At 60.8% G+C, this 16239-nt stretch carries 12 protein-coding genes; 8 read left to right on the top strand and 4 right to left on the bottom strand.

Annotated features, from left to right (window positions below):
- Positions 1-91 precede the first annotated feature (91 nt).
- On the top strand, positions 92-3502 hold the full coding sequence (locus E5K02_RS02510) for a UvrD-helicase domain-containing protein (RefSeq protein WP_135391751.1): 3411 nt from the start codon (positions 92-94) through the stop codon (positions 3500-3502).
- Positions 3503-3535: 33 nt separating this feature from the next.
- On the opposite strand, the gene E5K02_RS02505 is transcribed toward E5K02_RS02510, so the two are convergent.
- Positions 3536-4198 carry a hypothetical protein gene (locus tag E5K02_RS02505; protein WP_135391749.1) on the bottom strand — a complete coding sequence of 221 codons (663 nt, stop codon included), beginning with the start codon at positions 4196-4198 and terminating at the stop codon, positions 3536-3538.
- A 189-nt stretch (positions 4199-4387) separates the two neighbouring features.
- Between E5K02_RS02505 and E5K02_RS02500 the strand changes: the two genes are divergently transcribed.
- Positions 4388-5656: a TCR/Tet family MFS transporter gene (locus E5K02_RS02500; RefSeq protein WP_135391747.1), complete on the top strand. Its 1269-nt coding sequence runs from the start codon at positions 4388-4390 to the stop codon at positions 5654-5656.
- A 6-nt stretch (positions 5657-5662) separates the two neighbouring features.
- Here E5K02_RS02500 and E5K02_RS02495 read toward each other — a convergent pair whose 3' ends face one another.
- A complete protein-coding gene (locus tag E5K02_RS02495; RefSeq protein ID WP_135391745.1) occupies positions 5663-6421 on the bottom strand; it encodes a YwqG family protein in 759 nt (252 codons plus the stop codon).
- A 112-nt stretch (positions 6422-6533) separates the two neighbouring features.
- Here E5K02_RS02495 and E5K02_RS02490 point away from each other — a divergent pair, with 112 nt between their 5' ends.
- Both E5K02_RS02490 and E5K02_RS02485 read left to right on the top strand, forming a co-directional pair.
- Complete coding sequence (locus tag E5K02_RS02490; protein ID WP_135391743.1) at positions 6534-9503, top strand: PD-(D/E)XK nuclease family protein; 2970 nt, start codon at positions 6534-6536, stop codon at positions 9501-9503.
- A gap of 232 nt (positions 9504-9735) precedes the next feature.
- Positions 9736-10170: a nucleoside deaminase gene (locus E5K02_RS02485; protein WP_135391741.1), complete on the top strand. Its 435-nt coding sequence runs from the start codon at positions 9736-9738 to the stop codon at positions 10168-10170.
- A gap of 130 nt (positions 10171-10300) precedes the next feature.
- Here the strand turns inward: E5K02_RS02485 and E5K02_RS02480 are convergent, their stop codons facing one another.
- Positions 10301-11254, bottom strand: coding sequence for an ADP-ribosylglycohydrolase family protein (locus E5K02_RS02480; RefSeq protein WP_135391739.1), 954 nt, complete (start codon positions 11252-11254; stop codon positions 10301-10303).
- Between the two features lie 123 nt (positions 11255-11377).
- On the opposite strand from E5K02_RS02480, the gene E5K02_RS02475 reads away from it, so the two are divergent.
- The 4 genes from E5K02_RS02475 (at position 11378) to E5K02_RS02460 (ending at position 14875) form a co-directional block, all read left to right on the top strand.
- The gene (locus E5K02_RS02475) at positions 11378-11686 is read left to right on the top strand and encodes a hypothetical protein (RefSeq protein ID WP_135391737.1); all 309 of its coding nucleotides are present in this window, start codon (positions 11378-11380) and stop codon (positions 11684-11686) included.
- Positions 11687-12058 (top strand): hypothetical protein, encoded by a 372-nt coding sequence (locus E5K02_RS02470; RefSeq protein ID WP_135391734.1) that lies wholly within the window; start codon positions 11687-11689, stop codon positions 12056-12058.
- 100 nt (positions 12059-12158) lie between these two features.
- A complete protein-coding gene (locus tag E5K02_RS02465; RefSeq protein WP_135391732.1) occupies positions 12159-12986 on the top strand; it encodes a mechanosensitive ion channel family protein in 828 nt (275 codons plus the stop codon).
- Positions 12987-13096: 110 nt separating this feature from the next.
- A complete protein-coding gene (locus E5K02_RS02460) occupies positions 13097-14875 on the top strand; it encodes a chloride channel protein (protein ID WP_135391730.1) in 1779 nt (592 codons plus the stop codon).
- A gap of 56 nt (positions 14876-14931) precedes the next feature.
- Here E5K02_RS02460 and E5K02_RS02455 read toward each other — a convergent pair whose 3' ends face one another.
- Positions 14932-16119, bottom strand: coding sequence for a cation:proton antiporter (locus tag E5K02_RS02455; RefSeq protein ID WP_135391728.1), 1188 nt, complete (start codon positions 16117-16119; stop codon positions 14932-14934).
- Positions 16120-16239: the final 120 nt, after the last annotated feature.

Here is a 16239-nt window from a genome sequence, read left to right as displayed (position 1 = left end):
GCAAAGGGGATATAAGCAGCCGCAATCTATCTAAAACCGGCTATTCACCGCCGCTTATCAAGTATCTTGCGGGCCGCTTTCCTCTCCTCCAATGCCTGCCACCTTCCGTATTTACTCGTCCTCCGCCGGCTCCGGCAAAACCTACCAGCTGACCAAGGAATACCTGAAGCTGGCCTTGGGCTCCGAAGACCCGGCCTACTTCAAGAGTATTCTGGCTATCACCTTCACCAACGACGCGGCGGGCGAGATGAAGGAGCGGATTATCAGCGCCTTGCGCAGCTTTGCTTACCCCGATGACGCACATCAGCAGGATGCGCTGCTGGGCGACATTGCCCGGGAGCTGGCCGCGGAAGGCCACTTGCCGAAGCGCGCCGAAACGCCCGAGGAACAGCGGCAGGAACTGCGGCGGCGGGCGGCGGCTACCTTCCGGCTGGTACTCTACCACTACGCCGACTTTGGCGTGAGCACCATCGACTCCTTCGTGCAGCGCATTGTGCAGGCCTTTACCCGGGAGCTGGGCTTGCCGGCCACGTTTGAGGTGGAGCTCGACGGCGACGCGGTGCTGCAAAGCGCGGTGGCCCTGCTGCTGGACCGCGTCAACCGGGACCCCAACGCGGCCCTGCTCAGCCGCTCCCTGGCCGACTACGCCCTGAGCAAAGCCGACGAGGGCCGGAGCTGGAACAACCTAAGCGACGAGCTGGTACAGTTCGGGCGCTTTCTGCTCTCGGAGCCCGTGCACGAGGCCGTGACCCAGCTGCAGAAAATGTCGTTGCAGGACTACCGGCGGCTGCACGAGACCCTGCGCAAGCGCAAGGAGGTGATTGAGGGCAAGTTTCAGCTGGCGGCCCTGCAGGCCATAGTAGCCCTGGAAACGGCCGGCGTGACGGAAGCCGACTTGTACCAGGGCAAAAACGGCATCATCGGCTACTTCACCAAGTGGGAAGAGCGGCTCTTGCCCGACAAAGAGGCCAACAGCTACGTGCGGGCCACCTTTGAGCAGGACAAGTGGTACAGCGGCAAGGTGAAAACGGCCGCCGACAAGCAGCGCGTCGACGCGGTGAAAGAGGACGTGACCCGCTACTACCAGGAGCTGGAAAACCTGCGGGCCACGCTGCTGGCGGACTACATTCTGGTGAACGGCATGCTGCCCTACCTGTTTCACGTGTCCTTGCTGAGCGAGCTGAGCAAGGCCGTGGACCAGCTCAGCCGGGAGCGGGGCGTGGTGCTCATTGCCGAGTTTAACCGCCGCATTGCCAGCATCGTGCTGCGCGAGCCGGTGCCCTTTCTCTACGAGCGGATGGGCGAACGGTACCTGCACCTGCTCATCGACGAGTTTCAGGACACGTCGGTTTTGCAGTGGAACAACCTGCTGCCCCTGGTCGAAAATGCCGTGTCGACCGGCAACCTGTCGTTGGCTGTGGGCGACGCCAAGCAGGCCATTTACCGCTGGCGGGGCGGAGAAATGGAGCAGATTCTGCGGTTGCACAAGAATGAAACCCACCACCTCTACGGCCGGGTGGCCGACGAGGAGCTGCGCGGGCTGCTACAGGACCGCTACTACACCCTGGACCAGGCCCTGACGCCCGAGCATTTGAACACCAACTACCGCTCGGCCCCGGAAATCATCCAGTTCAACAACGACTTTTTCGGGCAGGTCAGCCAAACCCACCCGCAGCTGCCGCTGGTGCAGAGCATTTACGATGAGCATTTTGGCCAACAGACGCCCGGCGGGGAAGCCGGCCACGTGGAATTGCTCTTTACCGAAGACGACGCCCCCGCCCGGCGCTACGACCCGGTAACGGGCGACTATACCCCGGAAACACTGCCCGGCGTGGGTCCCGACGAGGTATTTGACTACGAAGCCAGCACGCTGTATTTGACCTTGCAGCTGGTGGAGCAGGCTATGCAGGACGGGTTTCGGCTTCAGGATATTGCCGTGCTCTGCCGCCGCCGCGACAGTAGCCGCCAGGTGGCTAAGTTTCTGAAAGAGCGGGGCTACCCTATTATTTCGGCCGATTCGCTGTCGTTGGAGTTTGCCGAGGTGGTGAATTTGCTGGTGGCCTTGTTTCGGGTGCTGAACCGGCCCGCCGATACCCTGGCCCGGGCCGAGGCCCTGCTGCTGGTGGATAAGGTGGTGCGGCAGCTGGCCCCCACCCCGGCCCGGGCCCGCCACATTGCCACGCTGGCCAACGCCGAAAAAGCCCAGGACTTTTTTGATGAGCTGCGCAGCCTGGGCTACGACGTGCGGGAGCGGGAAACCGGCAACCTGGGCCTCTACGAGCTGACCGAGCGGCTGATGGGCACTTTCGGGCTGCTGGGCCGCAACGAGGAAAGTGAGTACCTGTTCCGCTTTCTGGACCTGACCCTGGAATATAGCCTGCGCTTTGGCAACAACCTCAACAACTTTCTGGCCTATTGGGAGCAGAAGAAAAGCGCGCTGAGCATCAACGCCCCGGCCGGGCGCGACGCCATTACTATTACCACCGTGCACAAGGCCAAGGGCCTGGCCTACGGGGTGGTCATCGTGCCCTTCGCCGATTGGAGCCTGACGCCCTACCGTGGCACATTGCTCTGGGGCCAGCTGCCGGAGGAGGAAAAGCCCGTGCCCGACATGCCGCCCATTGCGGTGGTCAGCCAAACCCAGGCCCTGCTGCGCACCCCGCTGGCCCAGCAGTACACTGAGGAGCTGGAAAAGACCTTTCTGGAAGGCCTCAACATGCTCTACGTAGCTTTTACCCGCCCCCGGCACCGGCTCTACGCCATTAGTCGGCGGCCCAAGCCCACCAAAGCCGCCAAGGAGTTTGAGGCGCCAACGGCCGCCGAGCCGGCCAAGACGGTGGCCGAGCTGTTGCACCGCTACCTTATGGCTACCGGTGCCTGGAACGATGAGCGCACGGCCTACACCCTGGCCGACAGCCACCACTTCGTGCCCCGGCTCAAGGCCCAGGAAGTAACCGAAACTTATTCCCTATCCAACCTGAGCAGCACGCCCTGGGAGGAGCGCCTGCGCCTGCGCCGCCACGCTAACACAATTTTTGACTTCAACGACCAACAGGCCCAGCGCGAGTGGAACCGCAAGCTGCACTACGCCTTGCGCCGCCTCGAAGTAGCCACCGACGTGGACCGGGTAGCCGCTCAGCTCGTGGCCGAGGGCCTAGTCAGCAGCAAGGAAAAAGGGACGCTGGTGAGCCTGCTGCGGCGCACCGTGGAAAACCCGCAGATGGCCCACTACTTCAGCCTAGCCGTGGCTGTGGAAACCGAGCGGGAAATCCTGGTGGGTGGCACCCGCCGCCAGGAGTATAAGCCCGACCGGATTGTGTTCGAGCCCAACGTGCAGCCCGCCCCGGGCCGCGTGACGCTGATTGACTTCAAGATTCCGCCGCCCGAGCCCCAGCACCGCCGCCAGCTCCAGCAGTACGCGGGTCTGTTTCGGCAGCTGGGGTACACCGAGGTGCAGTGCGTGCTCTACTACTTTGACTCGGAAGAGGTAGTGGTATTTTAGCGTGGGTGCTCTAGTAGACTTTCAAACAACTAGTTACCGCAGCCTAATAAATTCCTTGTTGTACTGCCGCACCGTTTGCCACTGCTGGCGGCTCCAGGCCGTAGCCTGGTTGGCTGGCGCCACTGAGTCGCGCAGGGCGCTGGTTATTTTGGCCGTGCCGGGCCCACCCGTGAGCGGGTTGGTGATGCGGAAGTAGGCGCTGTCGGGAGTGGTTTTGACGACCTGCATCAGCGAATAGCGGCCAGTACCCATCGGCATCAAGAACACTGCCCCGGCGGTGGGCATTTCGGCCGGCGCTTCCTCAGCTACTGAAGTGCCCGTGGCGGGTTCTACCGCGGAGGCCGCTTCGGGGTCTTTGTCGCTAAACAGCCCCACGCCAATAATAAACAGCACGGCTATACCGAGCAGAATAAGCATCAGGTAATTGGTAACCGGCAACCGGGCCTGATTCTGGGTAGCGGCTACCGGAGCCTGGTAAGCGGCGGGCATTTCCTTTTGCTCCAGCACCTGCTTGCAATGGCCGCACTGGGTCAGGCTAAACTTGCCGAGGGGAATGAACGGTAGCCAAAAAAGGTGAAAATAGCGCGAAAACACCGTGGCAGTCAACGATTCTGGGGTGCCGCAGTAAGCGCAGGCAACGCCAGAGAGGGCCGTTGTCGTAATTCGGGTTTGGCCTAATCCAAAGAAAACCAGCATAATGCAAAGAATAAGAAGTTGAGAATATAGGCGCAAGAAACCCAAACTTCCGGGCTTGCGCGCTTCAGCCCAGTACGGATCAGTTCAGGGGACGATACACTGTCAGGCAACTATATTCAACTTGACTACTGCAATTGCGTAAAAATTTAGTATTTTGCTTCGCCAAAAAAATTAGCAACCGAATTCGTTATGTCGGATAAACGCCAGGCCGCCCTCGGCTTCATCTTCATTACGCTGCTGCTGGATGTTATCGGGTTCGGCATCATCATCCCCGTGATTCCCAAGCTGATCAGCAACCTCACGGGCGGCACTATCAGCGACGCCTCGCGCTACGGCGGCTGGCTGATGTTTGCCTTTGCCAGCATGCAGTTTCTGTTTTCCCCGGTGCTGGGCAACCTCTCCGACCAGTACGGCCGGCGGCCCGTGCTGCTGTTTGCCCTGCTCGGCTTCGGCCTCGACTATTTATTCGTGGCCTTTGCCCCGACCATCACCTGGCTGTTTGTGGGCCGCATTATTGCCGGCATTACCGGGGCCAGCTTCACCACGGCCTCAGCCTATATTGCCGACATCAGCATTCCGGAAAAGCGGGCCCAGAACTTCGGTATGATTGGGGCTGCTTTTGGGCTGGGCTTTATTATCGGGCCGGTAATCGGGGGTGTGCTGGGGCAGTTTGGGCCGCGGGTGCCCTTTTTGGTAGCCGCCGCCCTGACCATGATTAACTGGCTCTACGGCTTCTTTATCTTGCCCGAGTCCCTGGACGAAGCCCACCGCCGCAAGTTCGACTGGCGCCGGGCCAACCCCGTCGGCTCGTTGCGCCAGCTGCAGAAGTACCCCGTGATTCTGGGCATGGTAGGCTCCTTGGTACTGGTCTACATTGCGGCCCACTCCACCCAAAGCACCTGGTCGTACTACACGATGTACAAGTTTAAGTGGAACGAGGCCTGGGTGGGCTACTCGCTCGGCGCTATCGGTACACTCACGGCCTTGGTACAGGGTCTGCTGATTCGGCGGCTCAACCCCTGGCTGGGCGCCAAACGCTCAGTTTTTCTGGGTCTGGCCTTCTACGCCCTGGGGTTTTCGCTGTTTGCGTTTGCACCAGTGGGCTGGATGATGTTTGTGTTTCTGATTCCCTACTGCCTGGGCGGCATTGCGGGCCCGGCGTTGCAAGGCATTATGTCGGGGCAGGTACCAGCCAACGAGCAAGGCGAGCTGCAAGGCGCTCTGACGAGCCTGGTAAGCCTTACGTCCATTATCGGGCCGCCGCTAATGACCAACTTATTTTCCTTTTTCACTGGGCCCAAAGCCCCCGTGCATTTCCCCGGGGCCGCTTTCCTGACCGGGGCGGTGCTCACCGTTATCAGCATGCTGCTGGCCATGAAGTCGCTGCGTCACTACGTGGCTCCGGTGGCGCCCACGGGCGTACCGGAAGAAGCCGCCGAAGTAGCCGTGGGGCACTAGGGCAGTTTAGCAACAGTCCCAGTAGAAGTAGGCCTTATCGAACTCGCGGTTTTGCAGGGCCTGGGCGCTGATGAAGAAGTGAGCTACGCCAGAGTCGCCGAACATGATGTGCTCGTCCAGATCGATTTGCAGCAGTTGCACGTCCTTGGCCATTTCCGGGGTGTAGGCCCGCGGGTCGCCCTGGGTGAACAGGGCGTAGCCGCCCAGCTTGTGGCCTTCGCCGCCGAATAGCTTGTTGAATTCCTGCTTCTGGGCCCGGGGTAGCCTCGAGTTGTAGGCGCGGGCCGTGCGGCCGTTAAAATCGACAGTAAAGCGGGCATCTTCCAGGCCCCCGTACTCCGTGGTCAGCGCAAACGCCAGCCGGTGTTCACCACGCACCGGGTTTTCGTTGTAGTGGTCGGCGGGCAGAAAGCTGAAATCCTGCTGCATTTCCTCTCCTAGCTGCTCGGGACCTAAGTAGAGCACCTGGGACTCACCTGTTTCGTAGCCTAGATCTGTTGGCACGTAAAACTGCAGCAGGCCCGCGGCGGGCAGCCACTCGGTAGCCGGCAGCTCGGCCAGGTTGATCTGGGCCAGTAGCAGCAGCGGCTTCCCGTTTTCGTCCCGCGGGTAGGCAACGCTCAGCGGTAGAAACGGCAGGCCGCCAAACTTGCTGGCCGCCGACCCCGGCCCGTTTTTTCCTAGCGGGGTTGCTTTGATTTTAATGCTTTGCAGCGCATGCTGCCGGAGCTGCTCGGCAAAGGGTGCTAAGAAGTCAGGAATCATGTGGTTAGCAGAAACGGTTGGTTGTTGCAGCCTCTACACCGGAGCGCCTTAGCTCTGGTCCGGTCCAAATCACCTGCGGGATATCCTGGCCCGCAAGGTATCTTTACTTTCTATGAATACCAGTGCCCCTTCCACCCTACCCATTACCACCACCGACTCGTTTCTGAGCCAGGCCGCCCGCGACCTGCTCACGCGCTTTCCCGGGCAGGACTTGTCGGACCTGGTAGTGGTGGTGCCCACGCGCCGGGCGGTGGTCTACCTGAAAAACGAGCTGAGCCTGGCCGCTGAAGCCGGCTCGGCGGTGTGGAGCCCGCGGGTGGCAGCCATGGAAGACTATATGGTGGAGCTCTCGGGCGTGCAGGTCGAAGAGCCCATTGCCCTGCAGCTCTTGCTCTTCGACATTCTGCGCGACATTGACCCCAAGCTCGATTTCGACCAGTTCGTGGGCTGGTCGGGTTTGCTGGTGCAGGACTTCTCCAACCTCGACCAGAACCTGGCCTCGCCCGCCAAAGTATTTGAATACCTGACCCAGGCCAAGGCCCTGGAGCGCTGGGAGCTGGCCGACACGCCGGCAGAGGTGAGCACCACGGCGGCCTACTTCCGCTTCTGGGACGACCTGGAAAAGGTGTACTGGCGGTTGCGCCGTCGTATGGAGCAAACCCACCTGGCCTACCCCGGCCTGGCCTACCGGCTGGCCGTCAACAAGGTGCAGAATCGCCTGGAACATGGCGATACGCTGCCGCGCCACGTCTTTCTGGGGCTGGGGTCGTTGTCGCGCTCCGAACAAAAGCTGATTCAGCTCTTGCTCAAGGAAGGCCGGGCCGAGGTGCGCTTCGACGGGGACGCCTTTTACCTGGAAACCGACTCGCCCAACCGCGCCGGCCAACACTTGCGCCAGTACCGCAAAAACTGGGAGTTGCCGTCCGATGCCTTCGGCGACACCGGGACGGGGTTACCGAATCTGCTACGGACGTTGGAGCGGGAAATCCAGTTTGTGGGCGTAGCCAACGCCAGCATGCAAGGCAAAGTAGCCGGGCAGCTGCTGGCCGCTTCCCGCCGCGAAAACCCGCAAGCTAAAGTGGCCGTGGTGCTCCCCGACGAAACCCTGCTCCTACCCGTGCTCCACGGCCTGCCCCCCGAGGAGGTACCCGAATACAACGTGACCATGGGCCTGAGCTTCCAGAGCACGCCCCTGTTCAACCTGGTGGATCTGCTGTTTGAAGTGCACCTGACCGGCATTCGGGAGGGCAGCGCCGAAACCGGCTACGGCGTGCCGCGCTACCACCACCTGGCCGTGAGCAAGCTGCTGGGCCACCCCTTCCTGCGGCGCTACCAGCAGTGGCTCGACAAGCAGCCCCAGAAGCAGTACCACGGCCTGCTCGACAAGATCTGTAACCAGATTATCAAGCGCAACGCCGTGCTGCTGCCCGCCAGTGAGCTGCTGGAGCTGGGCCAGCAGCACCCGCTGGTGGAGGCCCTGTTTGCTACCTGGGACACCTGCGACGATATTATTGCGGCCTGCTACACGCTGATTGACTTGCTCAAAAAGGCTTATCAGGACCAGCATTCGGCCATCGAAGCGGAGTACCTGTATCTGTTCTTCACGCTCGTGAAGCGCCTGGATTCGGTGTTCGACTGCCGGGAGCAGCGGCTGTCGGTGCGCTCCTTCCGCCGGTTCTTGTACGAGCAGATGACCCGCACCCGCCTGCCCTTCAGCGGGGAACCCATTGCCGATGTGCAGGTGATGGGCCTTTTGGAAACCCGGGCCCTGGACTTTGACCACGTCATTATTCTGAGCTGCAACGAGCGGGTGCTGCCGGCACCCAAGAACAACTCCTCGCTGTTTCCCTACGACGTGCTGACTCAGTTCAAGATGCCGACTTACGCCGACCACGAGGCGGCCACGGCCCACCAGTTCTGGCGCCTGCTGCAGCGGGCCCGCCGCGTGGACCTGCTGCACGTGCTGCCCGGCGCTGAGGGCACCCGCACCGGGGAGCGGAGCCGGTTTCTGCTCCAGATTCAGAACGACCTGCTGCCCCAGAACCCCCACCTGACCCTGCGCGACCTGACGGCCAGCGTCTTGGACGACGCGCCCGACTCGGCGGCCCGGCGCGAGTACGGCGGGGATTTGGTCTTGGAAAAAGATGCCGAACTGCTGGCGGCTTTGCGCACGTTGCTGGAAAAAGGCCTCTCGCCCTCGGCCCTGAATCAGTACCTGAACTGCTCCCTGCAGTTCTACTTTGCCCGCCTGGCCAAGTTTCAGGAGGCCGACGAGGTAGAGGAAAAGCTGGGCGCCGACAGCTTCGGCACGGTGGTGCACGAAACCCTGGAAATGCTGTTCCAGCCCTTCGTGGAAAAGCAGAAAGCCATTACGGCCGAGGATATCCCGGTGCTGATTCGCCTGATTCCGCAGGAGCTGGAGCGGGCCCTGCGCCACGAGCAGGACGAACGCCACGCCCGCCCCGACGAAGGCCTCAACCACGTGCTGGGCCAGGTGGCCGCCCAGCTGGTGCGCCGCTACCTGGAAGGCCTGCAGGAAACGCCCGGTGCGTTGCCTCTGCGCATCGTGGCCCTGGAAAAAATCCTGGATGCCCGGGTGCCGGTGACGCTGGAAAATGGCGAGTCCTTCGACCTGATTGTGTTTGGCTACACCGACCGGCTCGACGAGCTGGCCGACGGCCGCCTGCGGGTGGTTGACTACAAGACCGGCCTAGTGCAGCCCTACGACCTGAAGCTGCAAAAGCGCGGCGACGATGCCACGGCGGCCACCAACCGCCTGCTCCACGACGCCACTTCCTCGGCCGACAAGGTGCGGCAGCTTTGGCTCTACCGCTTCATGCTGGAACACGCCGGCCGGCCCGCCGCCGATGCCGCCATTATTTCCTTGCGTAACCTGACCGCCGGCCCCATGACGGCCGACATGGCCTTCCTGACCGAGGACGGCACCTCGTTCGTGGAAAAAGGCAAAGCGCTGCTCAACGAGTTTGCCCGCAAAATCATGGACCCGCTGGAGCCCATCCGCAAAACCGACGACTTGGAACGGTGCCAGTACTGCCCCTACCGCGGCATCTGCGCCCGGTAGTTGGTGGTTGTTTTGCCTTCCCCTTTTTGTCTGTCATCCTGAACGCAGTGAAGGACCTTAGGGGACATGAACGACTAGTGTTGCCACGACTTGTTCTCGCGTGATAAGGTCCTTCGCCAGGCTCAGGATGATACAGCATTTTTAGACAGACAGTTTTTAGCAAGCCCGAAAAAGCTGTCCAGGAACATTACTTTTGCTTTCTTCACCTCTCTCCACTCAAAACAGATAGACCATGGACGAATTCATGCAGGCCGCCATCGACGAGGCGCGCCAGGGCCGCCAGGAAGGCGGTATCCCGATTGGCTCGGTGCTGGTGCGCGACGGCAAAATCGTGGCCCGCGGGCGCAATAAGCGCGTGCAGGAAGACAACCCCATCAAGCACGGCGAAATGGACTGCCTCTTCAACGCCGGCCGCCAGCGCAGCTACCGCGACACGGTCATTTACACCACCCTGATGCCCTGCTACATGTGCGCCGGCACCATCGTGCAGTTCAAGATTCCGAAGGTGATGGTCGGCGAATCGCGCACGTTTGGCGAGTCGCGGGCCTTTCTGGAAAGCCACGGCGTAGAAGTCGTGGACCTGGATCTACAGGAGTGCGTCGATATGATGAATGAGTTCGTCGAAGCCGAGCCCACGCTCTGGAACGAGGACATCATGGAGCTGTAAAAAGGCTCTATTTGCTCGATATAGTCTAGCAGAACGTCATGTCGATCAGCGGGAGACATCTCGCGTGCAATGGTAATCTAATTACTACTGCACGCGAGATGTCTCCCGCTGATCGACATGACAGTCTTTTTTAAGTGTTTTTGGCAAACACCAGCCGGTCGGCCAGGGCTTCAATTTCGGGGCGCTTAACCAGCACGGCTAGCCAGTCGGTGGGGATTTGTGCCGCGCCGTAGCAGAGCCCGGCCAGGCCGCCGGCTACGGCCCCGGTGGTATCGGCATCATCGCCCAGATTCACAGCCGTCAGTACCGTGTCGGCGTAGAACTCCCCGCGCAGCAGGCACCAGAGCGCTGCTTCCAGCGTGTGCACCACGTAGCCCGACGACTGGATATCTGCTTCGGGAATCAAGGCCAGCTGTTCGTCTAGCACCCGCCGGTAAGAGGGTGCCTCCTTGGCGAGGCTCGGCAGCAGGCCGCGGGGTATTTCTGCCAGCACCCGCTGGTGGGCCTGAGCGGGGCGTAGGTCCTGCAGAAGCCCCCAGGCTAGTTCCAGGTAGAGGTAGCAGCCCAGGGTAGAGCGGTAGTGGCCGTGGGTAAGACTACACACTTTATGGGTAATCCGTTGGCGCTCGGCCGCCGCGGCTCGCTGCCAGAGGGGGTGAAACACCAGGGGCAAAATCCGCATCAGGGCCCCGTTGCCATTGTCGTACTCCCGGGTGCCGCCGGCTTTTTCGGGCGCCACTCCTTCCCGCAGCCGAACAATGGCCTCGCGCGTGGCCACGCCCACGTCGAACACCCGGCCGTGGGGCGTCCAGTAGCCGGCATCCAGCCAATTCATGAAGCGCCGGCTCAGATCCGTTACGTCGATGGCGTAGGGCCCCACGTAAGTCAGGGACTCGGCCAGGCAGAAGGTCAGGGAAGCATCATCCGACCAGGTGCCGGCGGGCTGGTGGTGGGTGCCGTATTCGCGCATACTCACCACTGGGTCGAGGCGGCGCCGGGCCCGGCTTTCAAACTCCACGGGCACGCCCAGGGCGTCGCCGACGGCCAGGCCGAGTAAGGCTCCCCGGCAGGTGTTCATGTTCATAGCGTAGTTGTTTGGCCACAAAGTAGCGGGAAATACCTCTACTACGCGCGGCAGACGGACTACCACATGATTGTGTCGGCTTCCGATGAGCCGTATCCGTCGTTAGTCGCTTACCTTTGCGGCATGCACGACGCGGCCCCCCTTTCTGCTTCCAAGAAATGTCCACACTGCGGGTTTTGGTCGTCCTGGCAGCAGAAGTCGGACGATACCTGTCAGCGGTGCGGCCAGCTCCTAGACCCGGTGCGCAACCGTAGTGAGCAGGCCCGGGAGCAGGAAGGCAAGGAGCCGCTGCCCCAGTTTATGCTCCTCGAGATTAAGCCCGAGGACCAGGGAGTGGTGCGGTTTTTCAAGCAGATCATCCGGGGCGGGCAGCTCGCTTTTGCGGCTACCGTGTCCTTTATTTTGTGGTTTCTCACGCTGGCGGCCGGCTAAATGGCGCTGTTTCCCCGCGAATGTTGGCGGCCGGCTTTCTGGCTGCCGCTGGTTACCTACCTGCTCTACCAGCTCAACGCCCGCTTCTGGCACCGGCCGCTGCCCCCGCCGCTCACAGCCTACCTGTCCGACCTGCTGGCCATGCCCGTGATTCTGACCCTGGCCCTGGTGGTGCAGCGGCGCTGGGTGCAGCGCAATCCGCAGTTTGTGCTGCCTGATTCCTGGCTGCTGGGAGCCTGGCTCTACATTTCAGCTTGGTTTGAGTTGCTGCTGCCTCTGCTCTCGGCCCGGCACGTGGGCGACCCGCTCGATGTGGCGGCCTATGCCGCCGGGACGCTGTTTTTCCGGTGGGTGCTGAATCGCCCCGCGTAAGGCCCGGAACCTTCCCTTGGGTGCCGTTCGTACAAGCGGGCTTGGGACCAGCCCCGGCACCGGCCGCGGCTGGTTCAGGTTGTGTACTTAATCCAAGGGCATGTTTTCCGATCTGCAGCGCGTACTGAACACCTATTGGCAACAGTTTCTCTATATTTCTCCCAAGCTTCTTATTGCTTTTGTCGTCCTGGTACTGGCCATTTTTGTCGCCAACCACCTGAGCAGTCTGCTCGGCGGCAAGCTGCGGGCCAAGTCGCACGACCCGCTGATGGCCGACTTCCTGACGCGCTTCAGCAAATGGGCGCTTATTCTGGCCGGCGTGGTGCTGGCTATGGAAGTGGTGGGGCTCTACGCCCTGGTGGGTGGCCTGGTCGCCGGCGCGGGCTTGTCGGCCTTTATCGTGGGTTTTGCCCTGAAAGACATTGCCGAAAACTTCCTGGCCGGCGTGGTACTGGCCTTCAACCGGCCCTTCCGTATTCATGATACGGTGCAAATCAAGGACTTGGTGGGCAAAGTGGAAGACCTCAGCCTGCGCGTGACGCTGATCAAGACCTTCGACGGCAAACACATTTTCCTGCCCAATGCCATGGTGCTGCGCGAGCCTCTCATCAATTTCACCCGCGACGGTTACATCCGCCAGGATTTTCTGGTAACCGTCGAGTTCGGCGAAGCGGGCAATGCCCAGCACGCGGCCGATTTGCTGCTCAACTACGTACGTTCCAACCAGGGCGTGGATACCAAAGACCCGCATACCCCTTACGTTATCCTGGAAAAAGCTACCGCTACCGGCGTCGAGCTGCGGGCCTATTTCTGGACTTACTCCGAAGACTACCGCCGGGGCACCCTGGAGTTGAAAAGCGAGCTGATGCGCGACGTGAAAGCGGGGCTGGCCGAGGAAGGCTACACCGTGCAGACCGTGGTGCAGTAGTTTTTTTCGGGTTTGCGGGCCCGGCTATACCCGTTTTTCGCTATCATGCGTTGAGGTAAACTAGTCGAGCTGCGGCATGCTCGCCCCCTTGCTCTGCGCGCCTTCTGCCAATGCCCAAAACTCTCCTACACCGAACCCTGAGCCCCCTGCTGCTGTGGCGTCTGCGTCACGTCAACGACCGGGTCTACCTGATTCTGGTGAGTGTGCTGGTGGGCGGCCTGGCGGGCCTGGCGGCCGTCTTCCTGAAAACCTCGGTGCAGAAGGCGCAGGAGCTGCTTTATTCCTGGGTACCCGAGCAGGATCGGGTGTTTGCGCTGTTTCTCTACCCCATCATCGGTATTGGCCTCACGGTGCTCTTCACGCGCTACGTGCTGGGCGGGGCCCTGAGCCGGGGCATTGGGCCAATTATCTACAACATTGCCCGGCAAGGCAGCATTGTGCCGCGCAGCAAGCTCTACTCCCAGCTGGTCACTTCTTTTCTGACGGTCACCTTTGGCGGCTCGGCGGGTTTGGAGGCGCCTATTTCCGTAACAGGCTCGGCCCTGGGCTCCAACGTGGGCCGTATTCTGCGGGTGGGGCGGCGCGAGCGGCGCCTGCTGGTCGGCTGCGGGGCCGCCGCCGGGGTAGCGGCCATCTTCAACAGCCCCATTGCCGGGGTGTTGTTTGCCGTAGAAGTCATTCTCTCCGAGCTGTCGGCCCCGTTCTTTATTCCCCTGCTGATTTCCTCGGCCACGGCTACCGTGGTTTCCAAGGCATTGTATGCCGGTCAGCCCTTTGTGCTGATTACGACCACTTGGCCTGTGCAGGCCATTCCGTTCTATCTCGTGCTGGGGCTCATGGCGGCCCTGCTCTCGGTGTATATGATTCGGGTGTACTTTCTGGCCGACAAGTACTTTGAGCGCAAAAAGGGCACCTTTAGCAAGGTGCTGCTCGGGGGCCTGGCCCTGGGTGTGATGGTGTTTATTTTTCCGCCGCTCTACGGCGAAGGCTACAACATCGTGCAGCTGCTGCTCAGCGGCCACCCCGAGCGGCTAACCGATGCCTCCCTGTTTTCGGTGTACCGCGACGAGAACGTGTGGACGATTCTGCTCGTAGCCGCGGCCAGTATGCTGCTCAAAGTGTTTGCCACCTGCATTACCGTGGGCTCGGGCGGCAACGGGGGCATGTTTGGCTCTTCCCTGTTTGCCGGGGCCTTGGTGGGCTTTATTACGGCCCGCCTTATCAACCTGAGCGGCCTGTACCCGATTTCGGAAGTGCATTTTATTGTGCTCGGCATGGCCGGTACGCTGGCCGGCGTGATTCACGCCCCCCTGACGGCCATCTTCCTGATTGCCGAAATCACGGGCGGCTATGCGCTGTTTGTGCCCCTGATGGTGGTTTGTTCGAGCTCCTACCTGATTACGAAGTATTTCGAGCCCTATTCAGTTTACACCCGCAAGCTCGTGACCCGGGGCGTGTACATGCACGCCGACCGTGACCGGAGCCTGCTGGCCCAGCTCGACCCTATGTCGCTGGTCAGTACCGACTTTGTGCCGGTCAGCCCCGAGAGCACGCTGGGCGAGTTGGTAATGGTATTTCGGCACGCCACCCGCGACTTGTTTCCGGTGGTCGACGAGGACGGCAACCTGGCCGGCGTGGTAGCCCTAGACGCGGTACGCGACGCGCTGTTTGATGATGAGCACTACACCACAACCCGGGTGCGCGACCTGATGACGCCCCCGCCCGCTTTCGTCAACCCCGACGATACCATGCTTGATATTCTGCGTTGCATGGATCAGCTCAACGCCTGGGCCCTGCCCGTCGTCAACCAGGGCCGCTACGTAGGCTTCATTCTCAAGTCGGCCATCCTGGCCAGCTACCGCCGCCAGCTGCTGAAGGAAACGGAGTAACCGTTACTATGCTAAAGAGAGGCATGTGTAGAGATATTAATGCAAACCACCTTAGCCTAGTATTCGCCTATATCAGGCTCTTTGCGGGCTAGCAGCAGGCCTATCATCATCAGGACGCCGGTGAGCAGGATGACGACAAAGAGGATATTTTCACTGATTTCGCCGATGAGGTGCTCAGCAGGAATGCTATAGAAGAGCAACACGGTTATCAGGCCTTTGGGGGCAATGAAAAGCTCGGGAACCAGGTCGGTGCGGGCCACAAAGCGAAGATACACGTAGCGGATAGCCGTCAGGACGGCCACAATCAGCAGGCCCTGCAGCAGCAAGGAAAAGCTCAGGATGTTGGCCAGCGTTATGGAATAGCCAAAGAGCAGAAAAAAGAAAGTGCGAATCAGAAAGGCCGACTCGGCGGTAATGCTTTTAAGCTGATGCAGTTCGCTGGCCAAGCGGTCGGGGCGGAACCACTGCTTAAGAGGGCCCTTCAGAAACAGGTCGGCATTGTTGATAGCCAGCCCAAAGACCAGCACCAGCAGCAAGGACGAGAGGTGCAGCTTTTTGGCCACGCTGTAGAGCAGAATCAGGAAGGCGAAGATCAGGAAGAACTTGATGTGCAGCCGGATCCGGTCGAGCAGAAAGGCCAGCATCAGCGTGCTTAGCACGGCCACCACCACGATGGCCAGCACGTCGCGAGAAAACGTGACAACCGATACCCCCTGGGCAAAGTCGTCCTGCAGGGCAAAGTTGAAAAACATGATGCCCAGAATGTCGGAGAAAGTGCTTTCGTAGACGATGAATTCCTGCTTTTCGCCCCACAGCCCCGCCACGCTCGGAATAGCAATGGCGCTGCTGATAACAGCCAGCGGAATAGCATTGACCAGGCAGCTCTGCAACGATACGCCCAGGTAGGCTCGCAGCAGAAAGGCAATAGCCAGAGCCTGCACGATTAGCATCAGGGTAGCGGCCAAGAAGGACCGGCGAATTAGGGGTGCTTTGTCGCGGCTGATTTTTAGATCCATAGCCCCTTCCAGCACAATCATAATCAGGCCAATAATGCCGAAAATCTGCAGCACAACTGAGGGCACCCGCAGAGCAAAGTCGAAGTAGTCGGCGGCCTGCCGCAGGGCAATGCCAGTGAGCAGCAGCATCAGCACGGAGGGCACCTTGGTAGCCCGGGCCGCCAGGTCGAACAGATAGGACAGGATGACGGCAATGCTTAACCCAATTAGAATAGAATACGGCCCCATACGCGCAAAAAAGGAGTGGCTAAAACTCGGCCTTACGGCTTTTGCAACCGGATAGTCGATCCAGAGAGTACAGAATGATACGGCCCAGCCGCTATTACCCCGTGCCAAGCCGTACCTTGC

The sequence above is a fragment of the Hymenobacter metallicola genome (assembly GCF_004745645.1).
Classification (GTDB): Bacteria; Bacteroidota; Bacteroidia; order Cytophagales; family Hymenobacteraceae; genus Hymenobacter; species Hymenobacter metallicola.
This window is presented reverse-complemented; position numbering and strand designations above follow the sequence as displayed.